General features: G+C 66.5%; 19 protein-coding genes and 1 tRNA gene. 5 read left to right on the top strand and 15 right to left on the bottom strand.

Going from position 1 to position 17,579, the window contains the following annotated elements; translation table 11 throughout:
* Positions 1-29: 29 nt before the first annotated feature.
* From HZS54_RS16955 to HZS54_RS16945, 3 genes are read left to right on the top strand one after another with little or no spacing between them, the layout of a single operon-like run.
* Positions 30-443, top strand: coding sequence for a hypothetical protein (locus HZS54_RS16955; RefSeq protein ID WP_179918264.1), 414 nt, complete (start codon positions 30-32; stop codon positions 441-443).
* On the top strand, positions 443-2,758 hold the full coding sequence (locus tag HZS54_RS16950) for a hypothetical protein (RefSeq protein ID WP_179918263.1): 2,316 nt from the start codon (positions 443-445) through the stop codon (positions 2,756-2,758). Before HZS54_RS16955 ends, HZS54_RS16950 begins: the two co-directional genes overlap by 1 nt.
* Positions 2,755-2,976: a hypothetical protein gene (locus tag HZS54_RS16945; RefSeq protein WP_179918262.1), complete on the top strand. Its 222-nt coding sequence runs from the start codon at positions 2,755-2,757 to the stop codon at positions 2,974-2,976. Before HZS54_RS16950 ends, HZS54_RS16945 begins: the two co-directional genes overlap by 4 nt.
* Positions 2,977-3,043: 67 nt before the next feature.
* On the opposite strand, the gene HZS54_RS16940 is transcribed toward HZS54_RS16945, so the two are convergent.
* From HZS54_RS16940 to cmk, 12 genes are all read right to left on the bottom strand, one after another.
* Complete coding sequence (locus HZS54_RS16940) at positions 3,044-3,592, bottom strand: type IV pilin domain-containing protein (protein ID WP_179918261.1); 549 nt, start codon at positions 3,590-3,592, stop codon at positions 3,044-3,046.
* Positions 3,593-4,174: 582 nt separating this feature from the next.
* On the bottom strand, positions 4,175-5,824 hold the full coding sequence (locus tag HZS54_RS16935; RefSeq protein ID WP_179918260.1) for a DUF7845 domain-containing protein: 1,650 nt from the start codon (positions 5,822-5,824) through the stop codon (positions 4,175-4,177).
* 6 nt (positions 5,825-5,830) lie between these two features.
* Positions 5,831-6,415, bottom strand: coding sequence for a hypothetical protein (locus HZS54_RS16930; protein ID WP_179918259.1), 585 nt, complete (start codon positions 6,413-6,415; stop codon positions 5,831-5,833).
* Between the two features lie 322 nt (positions 6,416-6,737).
* Entirely contained in the window at positions 6,738-7,592 is an 855-nt protein-coding gene (locus tag HZS54_RS16925) for a hypothetical protein (protein ID WP_179918258.1), read from the bottom strand.
* Positions 7,582-7,767: a hypothetical protein gene (locus HZS54_RS16920; protein ID WP_179918257.1), complete on the bottom strand. Its 186-nt coding sequence runs from the start codon at positions 7,765-7,767 to the stop codon at positions 7,582-7,584. The genes HZS54_RS16925 and HZS54_RS16920 overlap by 11 nt, the downstream gene beginning before the upstream one ends.
* Positions 7,760-8,206, bottom strand: coding sequence for a hypothetical protein (locus HZS54_RS16915; RefSeq protein ID WP_179918256.1), 447 nt, complete (start codon positions 8,204-8,206; stop codon positions 7,760-7,762). Before HZS54_RS16915 ends, HZS54_RS16920 begins: the two co-directional genes overlap by 8 nt.
* Positions 8,206-8,712: a PD-(D/E)XK family putative nuclease gene (locus HZS54_RS16910; RefSeq protein WP_179918255.1), complete on the bottom strand. Its 507-nt coding sequence runs from the start codon at positions 8,710-8,712 to the stop codon at positions 8,206-8,208. The genes HZS54_RS16915 and HZS54_RS16910 overlap by 1 nt, the downstream gene beginning before the upstream one ends.
* On the bottom strand, positions 8,709-9,158 hold the full coding sequence (locus tag HZS54_RS16905) for a hypothetical protein (protein WP_179918254.1): 450 nt from the start codon (positions 9,156-9,158) through the stop codon (positions 8,709-8,711). The genes HZS54_RS16910 and HZS54_RS16905 overlap by 4 nt, the downstream gene beginning before the upstream one ends.
* Positions 9,158-9,508 carry a hypothetical protein gene (locus tag HZS54_RS16900; protein WP_179918253.1) on the bottom strand — a complete coding sequence of 117 codons (351 nt, stop codon included), beginning with the start codon at positions 9,506-9,508 and terminating at the stop codon, positions 9,158-9,160. The genes HZS54_RS16905 and HZS54_RS16900 overlap by 1 nt, the downstream gene beginning before the upstream one ends.
* Before the next feature lie 67 nt (positions 9,509-9,575).
* Positions 9,576-9,646, bottom strand: a tRNA-Pro gene (locus tag HZS54_RS16895).
* Between the two features lie 50 nt (positions 9,647-9,696).
* Positions 9,697-10,566 (bottom strand): RNA-guided pseudouridylation complex pseudouridine synthase subunit Cbf5, encoded by an 870-nt coding sequence (locus HZS54_RS16890; protein ID WP_179918252.1) that lies wholly within the window; start codon positions 10,564-10,566, stop codon positions 9,697-9,699.
* Positions 10,566-11,144: a (d)CMP kinase gene (cmk, locus tag HZS54_RS16885; protein ID WP_179918251.1), complete on the bottom strand. Its 579-nt coding sequence runs from the start codon at positions 11,142-11,144 to the stop codon at positions 10,566-10,568. The genes HZS54_RS16890 and cmk overlap by 1 nt, the downstream gene beginning before the upstream one ends.
* Before the next feature lie 944 nt (positions 11,145-12,088).
* Between cmk and HZS54_RS16880 the strand changes: the two genes are divergently transcribed.
* Positions 12,089-13,339 (top strand): orc1/cdc6 family replication initiation protein, encoded by a 1,251-nt coding sequence (locus HZS54_RS16880; protein WP_179918250.1) that lies wholly within the window; start codon positions 12,089-12,091, stop codon positions 13,337-13,339.
* A gap of 101 nt (positions 13,340-13,440) precedes the next feature.
* Here the strand turns inward: HZS54_RS16880 and HZS54_RS16875 are convergent, their stop codons facing one another.
* Entirely contained in the window at positions 13,441-14,415 is a 975-nt protein-coding gene (locus HZS54_RS16875; protein WP_179918249.1) for a DUF106 domain-containing protein, read from the bottom strand.
* A 65-nt stretch (positions 14,416-14,480) separates the two neighbouring features.
* On the bottom strand, positions 14,481-15,125 hold the full coding sequence (locus tag HZS54_RS16870) for an adenylate kinase (protein WP_179918248.1): 645 nt from the start codon (positions 15,123-15,125) through the stop codon (positions 14,481-14,483).
* A gap of 129 nt (positions 15,126-15,254) precedes the next feature.
* On the opposite strand from HZS54_RS16870, the gene HZS54_RS16865 reads away from it, so the two are divergent.
* On the top strand, positions 15,255-15,977 hold the full coding sequence (locus HZS54_RS16865; protein ID WP_179918247.1) for a class I SAM-dependent methyltransferase: 723 nt from the start codon (positions 15,255-15,257) through the stop codon (positions 15,975-15,977).
* Positions 15,978-16,011: 34 nt separating this feature from the next.
* Here HZS54_RS16865 and HZS54_RS16860 read toward each other — a convergent pair whose 3' ends face one another.
* Positions 16,012-17,541 carry a hypothetical protein gene (locus tag HZS54_RS16860; protein ID WP_179918246.1) on the bottom strand — a complete coding sequence of 510 codons (1,530 nt, stop codon included), beginning with the start codon at positions 17,539-17,541 and terminating at the stop codon, positions 16,012-16,014.
* Positions 17,542-17,579: the final 38 nt, after the last annotated feature.

Here is a 17,579-nt window from a genome sequence, read left to right as displayed (position 1 = left end):
AGATCGAAATCTGACCGAAATAGCCCGGGATGGTCGATTTCGAGATCGGGGTCGTCGGCCCCGCTGGCGGCGGTCGGGATTCGGCCTACATACGCGCGCGTAATTCAGATAGGACACGTAGGGGTCCCCCGGGCGCGCGGTGGAAGGCGCGCGGAGGTGGGCGCGTGTTAATTCGCGAGCTCATCGCGGGCGCGCTTGACCTAGCGAGTCAAGTGGTCGGCCTCGAGGGCCTGGCGATCGGCGCAGTGGCGACGGTCGTCGCTGTCCTCTGGTATCTGCGAGAGGCGGCCGACGCGTTCGTCGTGATCGCTCGATACGCCAGGGTCGGCTCACTGATCGGGTTCGTCGTGCTCGTGCTGCTGGTCGGCGGCGTCGCGACCGGCGTCGTCGACGGCGGGAGTCTCGGATCGATCTTCGAACCAATTGCGGAGCTACTGCACTAATGAAACAGATTAGAAACATCACGGAACGGATCGGCGCGTTCGTCGCCGACCGGCGGAATCGTATCGGAATCGCGGAGTGGACAGCCCACGGTGCGACGCTGACGGCGCTGGTGCTGACGTTCGCGCTGTCGTTCGCGACCGTCGAGTTGAATCCGGTCGCGGCGTGGCTGTTCGACACGATCGGCTACCCGGCGGCCGGCGCGCTGGCGATGATCGTCGTCGGGCTCATCTTCGACGCCTACCGGGCGCTCGAGGCGCGGTACCCGCGGACGGCCGAAGGCGGCGCCTGGGCGATCACGGCCGTCGGCGTCGTCGACGTGTCGGTCAACCTCTGGCGCCTGGCGACGGTCGGCGTCCCTGAGACGACGCTCATGCGGACTGTCTGGGCGATCGTCGCTGCGGGGCTGTTGGGCGTCGTGGTTGTGCTGGTGCCCCGATATCGGAACCGCATCGCCTCTGCGACTGTTTGGCTATACCAAGTATCTCGCGACGAAATTCGGAAGCTGTTCTCTACAGCCCGACCGCTGCGGGAAGTTGCGCGTATTGCTTTCGTTAGTGGTGTGACGCTCTTACTTGTCCTCTCATCGGTAACAGGCCTGTTCGGGGCACTGCCGAGCGAGGGAGCTGTCGGAGATGTGAAAGCTGACTCTGGAGTCGTTTATGATGACTGGGAAGATTACGACTTCGACAAGTGGAATAATGTGGGATCGACGGCAACTCTGACTAATAACTCATTACGCGGGGATCATTCACTGAAATTTGATGCTTCGGGATCTAGTGGTAGCCTGACCTGTAAGGATTGTACTGGAATAAATGATGTCGCTGTCGATAGCGCGAGCACGTTGGCTCGGATAGACGATAGTGGACAATACGGCGATCATAGTATGCATTTTCTCCTATATTCGGGGAGCAACGATATTGCGCAAATTCGGCTTGCGAGGGCGGACCAAGAACATAATTTCACGTACTCATTTAGTGATGGTTCTTTGGTAGACTCTGGTGTCCGCTGGGAAATGGACACTACGTACCGAATCGGGGCGACAGATATCAACTATTCGGATAATACGTACAATGCGACCGTCACAAATGCTGCGACCGGGGAGGTGTTGGTAAATATAGAATCATCATTAATGGAGTCACCTGGGGAAACAACCGGGGCCGGGTTTGACATGATGGATTCGATAGCCCGAGCCGACGATGTAAGATTGAACTCGTTCTTAAAAGAGGATGAGTCAACACCGACACCGAGACCGCCGCGAACGAGTTACGACCTCTCCATCTGCTACCAAGGCGACGCGGAATTCCAGCCGGTCGGCGCTGAGGCAACGTGGTACGACTACACGACTGGATCCGGTTCCCAGTGGAGCCCTCCTAACTTCGACACGGCGAGTCCGTTCGACACGACCGAGTTCAATCGCTACCAGTATACGACAACAGAGGTCGTCAGCGATCCGGACCGGCTATATCGCGCGGAGATCTCCACCGGCCGGGCGGCGTTCGTAATTGACGGACTCAACCCGACGCCGAACAACACTAACGGGCGCTTCGGGATCGCGACACCGTTCCAAGGCGGGACGATCATGGACCCAGCTGAAATCCCGCTGGGCGAGCCATGCCTCGAGGATAGCGCGTCGACGACGGCGCCGCCTGGAACAACGACCACCGGCTCGCCCACCGCGACGCCGATCCCAACGGCGACGTGGACGCCGATCACGGGGACGCCTGGGGAAGGGCGCGACCCGACGGCGCTCGGAACCTGTTCCGTGCCGGGTTCGGGCGGCGTGAAGACAGGGATCCTCGTCGAGTACTGGGACCCGACCATGTCGACCGAGAGTCTGTGGTTCAATCTCTCGTACGACGGAACCTCGGTCAACGAGTTCGTCGAGTTCGACGACCCGAAAGGCTACTTCTACGGGTGCATGGCCGGCGAAAGCGGGATCGACCCGCCCGACCGTCCGGACCCGACAGCCTACCCCGAGCCGACCGCCTGGCCGAACGGGTCGGTACCGACGCCGTACCCGCAACCGACTCCGTACCCGCAGCCGGAGCCGCCGACGCTCAACGGCTCGGCCAACTTCACGGACGGCGGCTCGACCAACTGGACGGAGATCGGCTTTGCGGACACAGATCCGGCGAACTCGCTCAACGGGTCGCTGTCGGGCGGCTTCGGGCCGACCGGCGGCGGTGGCTCGGGCGGCTCACCGGTCGTCGGCGTCGCTCTGGTCGGCGGTGTCGCCCTCGGAGTGCTCCGGCTCACCGGAAACGACAAGCGACTCGCCAAGGCGGCTCAGAAGGCTGTCGGGAGGCTGCGGTGATCCCCGCGCTGCCCGAGCCGCTGGCCGCCCTCGAGGGCGTGCTGGGCGCCGCGACGGAGCTGGTCGCGTGGCTCGTCGCGCTGCTCGTGGTGGCGTTCGTGTACATCCGGCTGGTCAAGCTCGAGGAGGCGATCGTCCAGCGGATCCCGACGAAAGTGGTCGTCGGGCTGATCGCACTCCTGTTCCTGTTCGTGTTCGGGGTGATACCGCTGCCATGACCGCCGGCGTCGACGAAGATGCCGCTGTGCGGTCGACGGTCGATAAAACGGAAAAGAACGACGCGAATTAAGCGTCGGGGCCTTCGGCGCTGTTCAGCGTGGACGACGTGTCTCCTTCCTGAGACTGGTAGACAACGTCGAATTCGTAATTGCCCTCAGCACCAACGTAAATCCGGTCTCCCGAGACGATGGCGCTGTCGTCCCCACTACCAGCGGCAGCTGGCCAGGAACCAGATTCTCCAAGGTACTGCTCATTGCTGGAGTCGCCCGGGTCCGCGTAACTTCCCCAGGTTGGCACGTCTGCGTCACTATCTCCAGATTCGAACGCCATCTGGAATCCAGATCCGCGCACGTACACCTCTTCGTTCGAGATCGTGTCACCGCCGTCGTGGGAAACCGTCACGAAGCCGTACGAGGTTCCGTTTGACAGCTCTTCAGTCTCTTCATAGTCGAAACCGATCGTCGCCGTCGGTGCGCCCTGCTGTGCCTGATTACCCAGCCCAAGGACGAACGACGCGATGACGGCCGCGAGGATGACCGTGATCGCGACCATCAGGATGACGCCGATGACCGGCGACACCGCGTCGTCGTCGTTCAGTAGCTGCTTCAGATCCATGTGCGACTGGCAAGTATCCGGATAGTACCTTAAAGGGTACTCGCTGTTTCCCGAAATGGACCATTCAAGCACACTTATCGAGCAATTACACTATGGGACAAACAGGTCAAGGTACTATTGATTCGCCGCGAGACAGTTTATATCTGCGAAAACCGGGCACGGGGGTGCCCGAGATGCGGTGAATCACATCTTTACACCTGAGCGATATGAGACGGGTTCTGTGTCAGTTCACGGACGCCACCCGTGCTGGTGCCCGTCGGCAGGCGCCGGTGCGTCCCTACGTATATTGTCCACTCAAATGAATATTACTACCGAGTCTGTCTACCCCTCTTTCACGTGCTTCGGGTGGAAACTCGTGCGGGGGCGGGGGTGTATTTTTGCGCGCCGCAGGCGCGTGCCCTTAGGCACACCTCCTAAGGGGGCTTTCCCGCTGGGTGGGCACGCCCCGACCGACGAACCGGCGGTTCGGCGGTGATCGGCCAACATCCGGGTTCCACTCGAAAGGTAGGTTCGGGGTGGAAACAGGCTACCCCTTATAAAAAGAAGCGACGACCGACAGTGATGCCTCTCTGCCGTCGGGCGCTACCCGGTGAGCGCGACGTTCTCCAGCGCGTCGAGCGTCCAGACGGAGTCCGCCTTGCCGCTCACATCGACCTCAACCCGGACGTTCCGGAGCTGCTTGATATCCCGCCCGTCCCGCGACCATGCGGTCTTCAGCTCGTCGACCACGTCCTCGGGGTGCGGGAGGCTCGACGACTTCGCGATCCCGATGACTGTATCGATTCGGATCGTCGACTCGCCGACCTCGTCGTAATCGAACTCGGCGCCGTACTTCGCGAGCCACCGGTCGAACGCGCTCGATGCCGACTGGCGCACGTCCATGTCGACCAGCTCCGCCGCGCGGGTCGCGGCGTTGTCGATCTTCGCTTCGGCGGACTCCACGATCGCGCGGATCTCCTGGCGGAGCTTCTCCGAGACGAACCGGACGTGGCCGTTGTCCGACGTGACCACGCCCTCAAGGCGCTGGAGACACCGGTAGACCGTCGACAGACCGACGCCCGCGGCCTTGGCGACCTCGCGGGCCGGCTGGCCTCCGTCGGTCGCGAGGTTCTCGACGATCGCCTCGTCGGCGCTGGTCATGTCCCGAAGCGTCGTCATGATCAGGTGCTCCTGATTCGCCTCGAGGCGCGGCGTCGGGTCCGAGTGGATCGGCACGGAATCCGCCGCAGCGCTGGCGCCGAAGTGATCGTCCGCGGCGAACGTGGTGCCGCCGGCCTCGGTCGGGATCTCCGCCCAGGAGAGCACCGACACGAGCCGCTCGTCGAGCTCGCGCACGACCTCGTCGCGGTCGCTCCACGGAACCGACCCCGAGGCGGTCCGCCCCTGGACGAATTTGACCCCGAGCTTCGGATGATACAGCGGATCGTCCGGTTCGAACTTCTCGGGGTGCTCGGGCAGGTAGCTCTTGATCTGGCCGCCGAGCCGGTGGCCCGAGACCATTTCGCCGGCGCTGGTCGAGCCGTGACGCACGACGTGGTGATAGCCGCGCTCCCGCTCGTTGTCGAACTTGTAGACGCCTTTCGTCCCGTCGGCGTCCGACAGCAGCATCGCCAGCCGGTCGAAGATCCCGCCGGTGCCGATGAGCTTCTCGTTCATCGACCGGGTGAGCCGAACGTAGCGCTCGAGGGCGGTGATTCGCCCGTCGAACGGGTCAGAGAAGTAGCCGTGATACAGCCCCAGGTCAGCGGCGTCGGCCAGCTCGAAGACGAACCGCGGCAAGAGGTCGGCGACCTCGTCGAGCGCCAGGTTCGATGGCTGGCAGTAGACGCTCACACCCTCGTCGGGCTCGGTGTGGTCGAACGCGGTCGTCGTCCGCTCGCCGTCGGACTTCCGCATGTCGGGAAACCGCGGCGAGATGTTGTAGTCGCACTTGCGCTCGCCGCGCCCCTGGGCGTTGATCTCGAACTCGTAGAGACGATCGCTGGCGATCTCGTCTTCGGGACGGGGTTGGAAGCCGCTCTTGCTGTAGTTCATCCGGATATCCCAGCGCTCGCCGTTGATCTCCACGTCGGTGAGTTCCTGGTAGCCATCGAACTCGTTGATCAGGAGGTCCGCCAGCGCCCAGTAGGGATCGAGCCCGTCGTAGTCGACGTACGCCTCGCTGTCGTCACCGACCGGCGCGTAGTAGAGCGACAATTTGGCCTCGTGGTTGGCCCGCTCGACTTGTGACACCGGCGCTCACCTCCCCTCGTCGTCGACGGTGTCGCCGGGGCCGACCTTCCGCACGTCGGGGCTGAACTCGCCCATCCAGTCGACAGCGGCGTCGGCGGCGTCGGCGGGGTCCTCGAGTTGCGAGGCGCTGTCGAGCCAGTAGCTTCCGGAGGAGTCGTATCCGGTATCTGCCGGCGGATCATCCTGCACTGGCGGGCCGTACTCGGTGATCTCGACGGTCCACTCGTTGAGATGCGGGCCGGCCGAGAAGATCCGAACGACGACGGGGTACTCCTCGCATGTCTCGTATCGCGCGCTGAGGGTTCCGTCCGCGTAGCGCGGATCCCGGGCGTCGACGCGCTCGAACGGACCGACGCGGTCGGGGAGTTCGTTGTCGACGTGAGCGAACCGTTCGACGAGGAGCTCCTCGGTGGCCTCGAGGTCGAACTCGCCGGCGGCGTCGTACACCCCGCCGCGGCCCCACTCGTCGGACTCGCCGTGTTCGTCGACGGTCCGGGTGCCGCTCTCCGTTTCATCGTCAGCGTCCGAGATCTCCTCGGCGTCGCCGGTGTCGGTCGCACCCCACTGATCGAGCGTGGTCGAGTCGGTCAAGCCGACTCACCTCCCACGTAGCGAGTCGGAACCGGTACCCATCGGGTCTCACCGTCACGAAACTCAATTTTCAGACCGGCCATGCTGCTGTTGAAGCCGGGCGCATCGGGTCCGTGACAGTGGGACGGGAACGTGAGACTACAGTCTCGGCACGACCAGCCGAACGCTTCTGCATCCGTATCTGGCAGGGTTTTCCCGCCGGATTTAGTGTGGCCGACGTAGCTCCCGCAGTCGGGGCAGATAGGCTTTCGGCCGTCGCGATCGAGCCGTGCGACTTGCCGCTCGTCAGGATTGCGAGACAGCGCGACCTGTTCAGTGTCGCTCACGCCGACTCACCTCCCGAGCAGCCCCGACAGAGATAGCGGATCGTCGGGTAGTACTCGTCCGAATCCGAGATGTCGACCGACTCCATCTGTTCCTCCGGACCGTCCTGACCGCAACCCATGCACCGGACGATCTCTCCCCTCGCGCCGATTTCGCGGGCGCAGGCGTCGCAGTAGTTGTCTCCGAGGAAACCAATGTGGACGCCACAGCGCGAACAGGCCCGTGGGTCTTCGGTCGGGTCCGGACGCTCAGTGCCGTCCGTGACCCGACCACCGTCAGCAACGATTTGTTGACGACTGGGATCGAACTCCGGAGGGACCTCGGGCAAGACCTCGCCGACCTCAGGCACGTCGAGCCCATCTGGCACGCCGTCGCCCCGACGGCGGAACCGCGACAGATACTCGTTGACCGTCCGATCGCCGACATTCATCAGCTGGGCGATCCCGTCTCGGTCGCGGCCACGAACGTAGAGCCACGCAGCCACTGCGGGCTTGCCGTCAACAGCGACAGCGACCGGAACACCGTACCGGACCGGCCGCCGATTGATATACCGCTCGTCCGTGGTCAGGTCGTTACCGTCAAACTCCTCGAGAAGGATCGCGGCGATGTCCGCCCGGTCCGGATCCCCGACGCCGAACTTGGCGTCTAAGCCGATAACGCAATATCCTCGAACCTGCCATTCAGAGTCGGCGTTTTTCGAACGATCCGCGTAGATCAACAATTCGTTGTCGTCGCGGATGATCGGGTCGTGCGTCGTAGGTCTCGCATGGTCGCCGGAGAACGTCAACAAATCGTTGAAGTCCTCCATCGAGATAGAGCGGCGATCGATACCGCTCGCAGACTCATCGCTCATCGTCCAGCACCTCCTCCATTTCAGCGAGCCGCTCCTCGATATCCATCCGAGCCGCGTGGTACTCGTCAATCGGAATCCGGACCATTCGCCAGGTCTGGATCACCATCCCGAATAGCACGCCCGCGAGGAACCAGCACGCCGGCTTCAGAGAGGTGCTCGGACTGTCGTCACTCATCGGCTGGCTCACCCCCGTCGGTCGCGACGCGGTCGGAGCGCATCCGAGAGAGCTTCGCGGCGGCAGTGCGTGGCTCCTCGTCGACCTCGTCATCGGACTCGGTCGCGTAGTACTCCGGCGGTCGCCGCGGTCCGTACGACAGCCGCTCGGGGCGCTCGCCGCGCTCCCGAAGGAACTCCTCCCGCTGTTCGAGGAGTCGGAGAACGCCCTCACGAGGTCCGTCCATCGGACCAACGTCAGGGTGGTGCTCGGCACCGGAGTAGGCCCGGCAGACGGCGATCTTGTCGATGCCGCGGATGCGGGCCTTCAGCATGCGCTTTCGGTCGGCGTGGCCGACGAGCTCCCAGTCGAGGAAGCGCGCTGGGTTGTGTCCGATGTCCTCCTCGATCCCGGGCAACTCGGGGAGGTCGCGACCGCCCGCTTGGTTCGTCGACGGCATCAGAGGTTCACCCCCTGCGAGCCGGGGACGCGCTCACGGTCGATCAGCACGGTCCACGTCAGCTGGGCGACCTCGTTCTCCGACCGGTCGGCGTCCACGTCGTACCACCGCCCGTCAAGGTGCTCGTCCAGCAGCGACGCTGGGATGATCACCGACCGGAGGATCGGCGTGTTCGGTCGCGGCCCGTAGACGGCCAGCAGGTAGACGCCGCCGGCGTCGACGAGCTGGTCGTGCGCCTTGCGCTTGATGTACCACTGGCCGGAACGCTGTCGACTGACGCCCGCCGACCGGACGACGCACGCGCCTTTGATCTCGACCTCGGTGCCGGTCTCGACGAGCGGGATGCCGTAGAACGGGCGCTCGTAGGACGAATCGAGGCACTCGACGGTCCGGGCATCGTGCCACGTCGCGATCGAGTCCCCGACGAACTCCAGTCCGGGGTCGGCGTTGATCACGGCGCTTTCGACCGAGTCGCCGCGCTTCTTGGAGGAGTCCAGGGTACTCACGCCGTCTCACCTCTGTGGGACCGCGCGGTTTCCCTGCCGTCGGCGACGATCTGGCCCTCGGCCTCAACCTCGGCGTCGTCGTCCTCCTGAAGGCGGTCGGACCACAGTTCGTGGAAGTGTTCGTTCTCGAGCTTGCGCAGGAGTCCGGTCGGCTCGACGTTCCGACCGGGGACCATCGACCGCGGCCAGTCCTCGTATTTCGCGAGCGAGGCGGGGACGATACCGCCGCCGGAGGGGTTCTCGGCGCCGGTCATCGAGACCTTGACCGCACGGCCGTCGGGACTCGCGTACCGGACCAGAATCATGTTCCGCGGACCGGATGCGACGGACACCGCGTAGATACGGGGCGAGCCGCGATCTTGGTCGCTCCCGTGTTCGATCCAGCTCTCGGGGATCGGGTAGAACTCGTCGCCGTCTATTTCGACGGGCCACTCGTCGGCGGACATCAGGCGTCACCTCCCTGGGCGCCCAGCTCCTCGAGGTCGTCCGGCCCGAAGTCCTCGGAGCCGATCTTCGCCGCGAGCCCGTTGGTTCGATTCGAGGGGTTGTCGGGCTCGGTCGACTTGGAACAGTCAACCTCGTGGTCGTCGGTCAGGTGAACCTTCGAGGTGTAGCGACCGACCACGACCTCGTCGACGTGGTCGGGGATCGTCCCGTCGGGGAAGCAGACACCGCACCGCTGGCGACTCTCCGCCGTAGATCCGGCAGCGGGCACCGGCCGTGCGTTACGAACGTCGGTGTAACACGCGGAATCGACCTCGGACTCGCGGCCGGCGCCGCGGCTGTCCGGGGTCATGCGGAGTCACCCCTAAAGGTACGATTCCAGACTATCAGGAAACCCTGGAAAAAGGGTATGTAGGCAGTGGGACCGCCGAGATTCGAACTCAGGTCCGACGCACCCCATGCGCCGAGGATACCGCTACCCCACGGTCCCGCGTATCGGCAGACGAGCCTACCCGGATTAAGCCCTTCGCTTTCAGTCGGTCAGACCAGCACGCGTTCGAGATCGAGTACCACGCCGTCGTCGGCTTCGGGGTCGCCCGCGAGCGTGGCGAGACAGACCGCCGCCTCGTCGGAAGTATAGCAGGCGACCAGGTCGCCGCGGAACACGTCGTCGATGTCGACGAGGCCCGGCGCGTAGACGGGCGCGCCCTCGGCCACCTCCCGAGCGGCGGACTCGGCGATGGTCGCGCTCGGCAGGTCGACCAGCGCCCGCTCGGCGGGCTGGACGACCTCGCGGAGCGGCGCCGAATCCCCGTCGTCGGCCCACGCGAGCGCGTCGACGAGGTCGTGCAGCGAGACGAGCTCCCGGTCGTCGAACGAACCCGTCGTCGTCCGGCGGAGGTGGCCCATGTGCGCGCCGGTACCGAGCGCGAGCCCCAGATCGTGACACAGTTTCCGGACGTAGGTCCCGCTCTCACAGCGGACCCGCAGCAGTGCCCGTCGGTCCTCGACTTCGACGGCGTCGAGGGCGTAGATCTCACGCGAGCGCAGCCGTCGGACGACCGCGCTCTTCTTCGGCGGCTTCTGGTAGACATCGCCCTCGAACTCGGCGAGTACCGATTCGAGGTCGGCGGGCGCGGGGCCGTGGAGTTCGAGGACGGCGACGTACTCCTTGACGCTGTCGTCGAACACCTGGGCCATCCGGGTGGCGTCGCCGAGCAGCATCGGCAGACAGCCGGTGACCTTCGGGTCGAGGGTGCCGGCGTGGGCGGCGCGGTCGACGCCGGCCATGTCCCGGACCCACGCGGCGACCTGGTGGGCCGACGGGCCGGGCGGTTTGTCGAGGTTGACGACGCCGAACGCCAGCAGATCGTCGACGGATCGGTCGTCGGGCGGGCCGCGGAGCGCCATCAGAAGTCGTAGTCGACGCCGGTGACCGGCGGTTTCCCCTCGTCCTCGGCGGGGTCGTACGACTCGACGGCCGCGAGGACGATCTCCAGTTCCGCGGCGGGGCTCCACCGGGAGGTGTTGAGCACGAGGTCGTAGATCGACAGCTCCTCGATGTCGATGCCGTAGTACTCGGCGTAGCGCTTGGCCTCGCTGTCGGCGCGGGCGGTCGTCTCCGCGCGGGCGGTCTCGACGGACTTGTCCTCGCGGTCGGCGATGCGCTCGGCGCGCACGTCCATCGGCGCGTCGAGCCAGATGCGCAGGTCGGCGTGGTCGCCCGCCATCCACCCGGCGAGCCGCGATTCGAGGACGAGGTCGTCGTTCTCGTCGGCGATCTCGCGGAGCCGCCGGTCGAGATCGCGGTCGACCTGGTCGTCCTCCTCGGCGAGTTCGTTGAACGCGACCAGCGACATGTCCCGCTCGTCGGCCATCTCGCGGAAGATATCGCCGCCGCTGACGTGGTCCACCTCCAGCGCGTTCGCCAGTGCCGCGGCGAACGTGCTCTTGCCACTCCCGGCTGGGCCGGAAACGGTTATCAACATACCTCGATTCCGTTCGGTCCGTAAATAGAGGTTGCGGAACCGCCCGTTTCGCTCCCGCGAGTTCGCGTGTGCCGTCCCGGTCTCACCAGGGGATCATATTTCAGGGGAGACACACACCCGATTCCGAGTTAGTGGGGCCCGAGCGGGTGGCGGGCGTCGCTACGCCCCGGGAACTAACTCGGAATCAGGTGTGTCTAGACTAGTTACTAGGTTCTAGAACGAACGAAAACGAGAAGAAAGACGAGAGGAGACGACTCCGCGGGTGGGGTGAGGTGGTCACGAACCGCCGTTCAGTTCACTGGCGTGTCCGAAAACGGCGACCGGTTCGGACGCGCTCTCGACGAGGCGCTCCCACCGGTCGACTAACTCGGAATCGGGTGTGTGTGCCACTGTGTGACCCGAGTCGCGACTAACTCGGAATCCGGTGTCCCGGATCGTTGCCCGCCGACCGGCTCACTGCAAGGGGAACTAACTCGGAATCAGGTGTCCCAGCGGTCTGTCCCGGTCGTCGAACCCCGGTTCGTCCGAGTCGATACCGTCAGTCGCCACCGCTCGCCGCGGGCTCGACGCTCGGGGCGACGGTCACGTCGGGCGAGTCGTCGGGAAAGGCGGCGATATACTCTGAACCCTCCAAACTAACTCGGAATCGGGTGTGTCACACCGGGACGATACCTGTCCGAACTCGGTCGGTCTCGCTCGTGGACGATGCCTTCCCGGCGGACGGCGTCTTCCCGCGGTCTCGCGCGCGGGACCGGTGGTAGGGCGACGATGGGCCGGCGGTAGGACGGCAGTACGGCGGGGGCAGTAACTCGGAATCGAGTGGGGTCGACCCCGTTCGGAGTTACGAGCGGGCCACGCAGGACCGGTCTCTGACCGCTGGTGGGCCGCAACTAACTCGGAGTGCAGTGGAAACGTTTTTCCACGGGGACGCGAACGGACAAGCCATGCAGGAGCACGGCGACGGGTCGGCGGAGGCGGGCGACGAGCTGTTTCAGGCGGTCGAGGAGGGCGGCGGCGACACGGTCTTCGCGAACCGCGAGCTGCTCAACATCGACCACGTCCCCGACGAGGCGCGGATCGTCGGCCGCGACGAACACATCCGCGACCTGGCCAACGAGGTCGGCCCCGCCGTCACGGGGTCGCCGCCCAACTCGGTGATCCTCTACGGGAAGACCGGCTCGGGCAAGTCGCTCGTCGCCAACCACGTCATGGAACGGGCGCGGACGGAGTCCCAGCGGCGCTCGAACCGCCTGGCGACCGTCACGGTCGACTGCGCGCAGGCCAAGGGCGAGGCCGACGCCGTCCAGACCATCGCGACCGGGATCAACTCCCCCGGCTCCGGCGTCGACATCCCGACGCGGGGCATCTCGACCAACGAGTACTACAATCGCCTCTGGGAGATCCTCGACCGCGAGTACGACGCCGCGCTCATCACCCTCGACGAGGTCGACCGGCTCGACGACGACAACGTCCTGATGCTCCTCTCCAGAGCGCGCGAAGCCGGGAAGGTCGACGTGCCCATCGGCATCATCTCCATCTCGAACAAGGTGAACTTCCGCGAGCAGATGACCGAGCGGGTCAAGTCCAGTCTGGGCCACAACGAGTTCATCTTCGACCCCTACGACGGCGAGCAGCTCCGCCAGATCCTCGAGAACCGGCGCGACGCCTTCTGCGACGACGTGCTCGACGCCGGCGTCATCCCGAAGACCGCGGCGCTGGCCGCCCAGCGCCACGGCGACGCCCGCAAGGCCATTCGACTCCTCCGCCACGCCGGCGACTACGCCAAGAACAACGGGCTCGACGAGGTGACCGAGGACCACCTCGAACGCGCCCAGGAACAGGCCGAGGTCGAGCGACTCAAGGAGCTCATCGCCGGCCTGCCGCCCCACAGCAAGTACGTCCTCTACGCCCTGGCGAACCTCACCGCCAACACCGGCCCCGAGGAGGACTGGTTCCGGACGACCGTCATCTACGACGTCTACCAGAAGGTCTGCGAGGCCGAGGGCGCCGACGACCTGACCACCGACTCTATCCGCGGACTGCTCAGCGAACTCGCCTTCCTCGAAGTCACCGAGTCCAACCAGGAACACGGCGGTATGGGCAAGGGGACCTACAAGGAACACCGCCTGCTGTGGGAGCCCAGCGTCGTCTTCAAGATGGACCCGAATCCCGCACAGGTCGACGTGGACCGCTGAGAAGCGGCTCGTCGGTGCGGAGAACGGCCGAGAGAAACGGGCGGACGGCGGTACGGCACCGTCAGCGGTACGACGCCGTCAGCGTTACGATGCCGTCAGCGTTACGACGTCGACGGCGTCGTCTGCACGTCGAGCGCCTTCCGGACGATCTGGGTGAAGCTCATCGAGCAGACGAAGTACCAGACGATCCACGCCCACATCGGACCGATGCGCTCGCTCCAGCTGGAGATCTCGCCGATGAGCGGGAGAACCATGGCCGGACCGGCGCCCGCGACCATCTCCGGCGTCTGGACCATGAAGTAGATCCAGAGGAACACGGGGATGTTGACCAGCATGATCCACACCATCGGGCGGAACTGCTCTTTGAACATGCCGAGCTGGTCGCCCATCGCCTCCATCTGCTCCTCCTGGATCTCTTCGAGGGCCTCGTCGTCGCCGCGCTCCTTCGCGTCCTTGCGCCGCTCCTGGATCTCCTGCATCCGCTCCTGATACTCGCCCATCTTGTCCATGTTCATCAGTTTGCCCTGCAGCACCGTCGAGCTGAAGCCGGTGAACGTGGCGAGCACGAGGATCATGATGTAGAAGGGCAACACGTCCGCGAGCGGTCCGAGGCCGATGTCGATGACCTCGCCGACGGTGTTGCGGATCGGCGCCTGCGAGTAGCCCAGGAACAGGGCGATCGTCGCGACCGCCGCCATCTTGTCCCAGCGGGACCACCCGCCTTCGTCGTCGTCCGCGGTAGACCCGCCCGACGTAGACGAACTCGAACCGCTCGACGCCGACGAACCGCCGGTCTCCGACGACGGCTCCGTCGAGCCGGTGTCGGCGGGCGCGTCGTCGCCGAGGGCGTCGCGGACGCCTTCGGGGTCGTCGACGACGAACCCCTCGCCGTCGACGTCGACGAGGATGCCCTGCTCGATGAGCCGACCCCACTCGCCGCTGGTGATGTCGTCGCTGACATCGCTCCACTGGACGGTGCCCTGGTCGTCGGCGACCGCGAGCACACGCGCCATCGCGTCGGTCATCGACTGGCTCTCCTCGGCCAGCGACGCCGCCTTTTCTGCCGTCCGTGCCATTGCTATCTATCTCCGTCCTCGGTCGTTATCAACCTTTAATTCTCCCGATCGGTCGCCCAGGGGGGTCACGCCTCGGCCTCGACGGCCGCCCGCACGTCCTCCCAGACCTCGTCGGGCGTCTGGTCGCCGTCGATCTCGACGTAGCCGTCGTGGTCGGCGTACAGCTCCAGTACGGGCTCGGTGTTGTCGTGATACACCGACAGCCGGTTGCGCACGGACTCCTCGTCGTCGTCCTCGCGCTGGTAGAGGTCGCCGCCGCACTCGTCGCAGACGCCCTCCTCCTCCGGCCGGTTGAACTCGACGTGGTAGTTCGTGCCGCAGTCCTCGCAGACCCGGCGACCGGTGAGCCGGTCGACCAGCTCCTCCTCGGGCACGTCGAGGACGAGCACCACGTCGAGGTCGGTCATCTCGCGCAGGGCCTCGGCCTGGTCGCCGTTGCGGGGGTAGCCGTCGAGGACGAACCCCTCGACGTCCGAGAGCGCCTCGCCGACCATCGCGTCGACGACCACGTCCGGGACCAGATCCCCGCGGTCCATGTACTCGCCGGGCGTGTCGTACTCGGTGTCCATGTCGCTGATGTCCATCTCCTTGTTGGCCCGCAGCGCGTCGCCCGTCGTGACGTGCTCGACGCCGAAATCGTCGGCGAGACGCTCGCTCTGGGTGCCTTTGCCGGCGCCCGGCGGACCGAGAATCAGGATCTTCGGGTTCATACCGCCGGCTTCGGCGCACCGCCGCTTTATAGTGTCGTTCTCGTCGGCGGACGAGCGCCGCCGTCGGCACCTTCGACCCGGCCGACCCGCCGGTACGCTTACCACCGCGCGGTGCGACCGCCCGTCCGCATGGACGAACGCGTCCGACGCACGGTCGAGACCTACGAGCGCGTCGCCGACGACTACGCCGACCGCCACGGCGACCGCTCGGTCGTCGCCGACATCGTCGAGGAGTTCGTGACCGCGGTCGACGCGACGGGCGCCGACCGGGGAACCCGGGGCGACGAAGCGGAGTCGGCCGAGACGCCACGCGTTCTCGACGTGGGCTGTGGCCCGGGCTGGGAGTCCGCGGCGTTCGCGGGGGCAGGCTTCGACACCGTGTCGTTCGACCTGACGCGGTCGTTCCTCGACCGGGCGCGCGAGCGCGTCGCCGACGCGACGCCGGTCCGCGGGGACATGCGCGCGCTCCCGTTCGCCGACGACCGCTTCGACGGCCTGTGGGCGTGCGCGTCGCTGCTGCACGTCCCCGAGCGCGAGGTCCCCGCCACCCTCGCCGAGTTCGAACGGGTGCTCGCCCCCCGCGGCGTCACGCTCGTCTCGCTCAAGGCCGCGGGCGGTTCGGGCGAGGGAGTCGACCGGAGCCCCTACGACGACGACCGCCGCCACTTCGAGCGCTACGACCCCGACCGCGCTCGCGACCTGTTCGAGACCGCGGGGTTCGAGGTCGTCTCGGTCTCGACGGGCGGGGGCGATACCGACACCGACGGGACCGACGCCGACACCGAGGGGGACGGTACCGGCACCGAGGACGACTGGGTCGCCGTGACCGCCCGGTCGCCCGACCCGGCGTGACTGCTCGGGCGCGTGCCCGAGGTCCTCGACCCGTTCACAGCCACCCGACCAGCGGCGCGAGCAGCAGCGTGACCCACAGGAGCGTGCCCGCGGCGACGAGCGGGTTGACCGTCTCGGTCGACGCGCGCGGGCTGACCGCACCCGCCGCGAGGAACCCGACCGCGACGACGACGCCGACTCGGTGGAGCACCACGTCGAGCGACAGCACCGTGACCCCGAGCGACTGGTAGTCGACGACGATGGCCGCGCCGATCCCGAGGGCCGCGACCGCGAAGCTCCGGACCGGGTCCAGGTCACGGCCGAACGTGTGGGCGAGCGCGGGGAGCCCCAGCGCCAGGACCGGGTACAGCGCGGCGGCGATGACCTTCGGCGAGATGTCGGTAAACCGGTGTTCGAGCGCGAGGCCGCCGAACCGGACCGACAGGTAGCAGCAAAACAGCGCGGCGAACAGCGACGCGTACGAGAGCCCGCGGACGACGAGCAGGGCGCCCTCGCGGTCGAGCCACCCGCGCGCGAGCAGTCCGGAGACGAGCGCCCGCCTCGCGGTCCCGACCGGGTCCGTTATCGCGTTCGAGGGGTCCGTCCGCAGGTCCGAAGAGTTCGCCCGTGCGCTTCCGGCCCCTCCGGAGCCGAACGCGAACACACCGTCCGCCCGCGCGCTTCCGCGCCGGCGTCGCCGGGCCAGCGCCGCCGCGTCGCGGCCGGCGACAAGCCCCATCGCGGCGAGTCCCGACCCGAGGTTCGGCGCGCCGAGCAGGCCGACGAAGTCGACGACGGTCGCCCAGCCGTCCGAGCCCAGCGCCCGGCGGTTGCCCAGGTACATCCGCCAGACGGTGTCGACTGAGGGGTGGCCCATGAACTCGGCTTCGAGCCGGTCGCGCGTCTCGTCGGTCGCGTGGACGGTGTGACGCAGCCGGAACCAGTCCCAGTGGTCGCTGTGGGCCTGGACGGCGACCCACTCGTCGGACTCGAAGGGCGACTCGTAGAGACGGAGGTGGTCGCGGGCGCCGAAGTAGTTCCCGTCGTGCAACTGGTAGGTCTCGTCGATCCACCGGCCGCCCGGATTGGGGTCGAGGTGGCCGGTGAACGGCGCCGCGCGGTAGGGTCGGCGCGTCTCGTTGGGCCCGGGTTGGGTCAGCACGTAGTTGTGAACGTAGAGGTACCGGGTCGCGCCGCGCGCCCCGGCCCACTCGACGACCGTGCTGTTCGCCGCGCCGACGGCGTCCCCGCCGGTGTCGGGGCCCACGTCCTGCCACTCGGCGGCCGTCTCGTTCCACGTGGCGTCGCCCCGTTCGGCCAGGAAGTACCGGACGGTCTCGGCGTCCGCGTAGACGACGAGGTTGATGGCGAGGGTCCGGCCGCTCGCGGACCGGCGGGTGCTCGTGTACGGCCAGAAGACGTTCTCTCCGGGTCGAGGTTCGACCAGTTTCGCCGGCGTCGTCCCGACCCCGGGGTCGTCCGGCCCCGTCGCCGAGAGGACGAGCGATCCCGCGCCCGCGACCAGCACCGCGGCGACGAGCAGGCCGAGCGCGACCGAGGTCGACGGTGGCCACGACTGCTCCACGCGCGCCGTAGGCAGTCGACGCGTTTACGCGTTCCGGG

Origin of the sequence: Halosimplex pelagicum (genome assembly GCF_013415905.1) — an archaeon.
GTDB classification, from domain to species: Archaea; Halobacteriota; Halobacteria; order Halobacteriales; family Haloarculaceae; genus Halosimplex; species Halosimplex pelagicum.
Note: the sequence above shows the minus strand (reverse complement) of the source record. Positions and strands in the feature narration are given on the sequence as shown.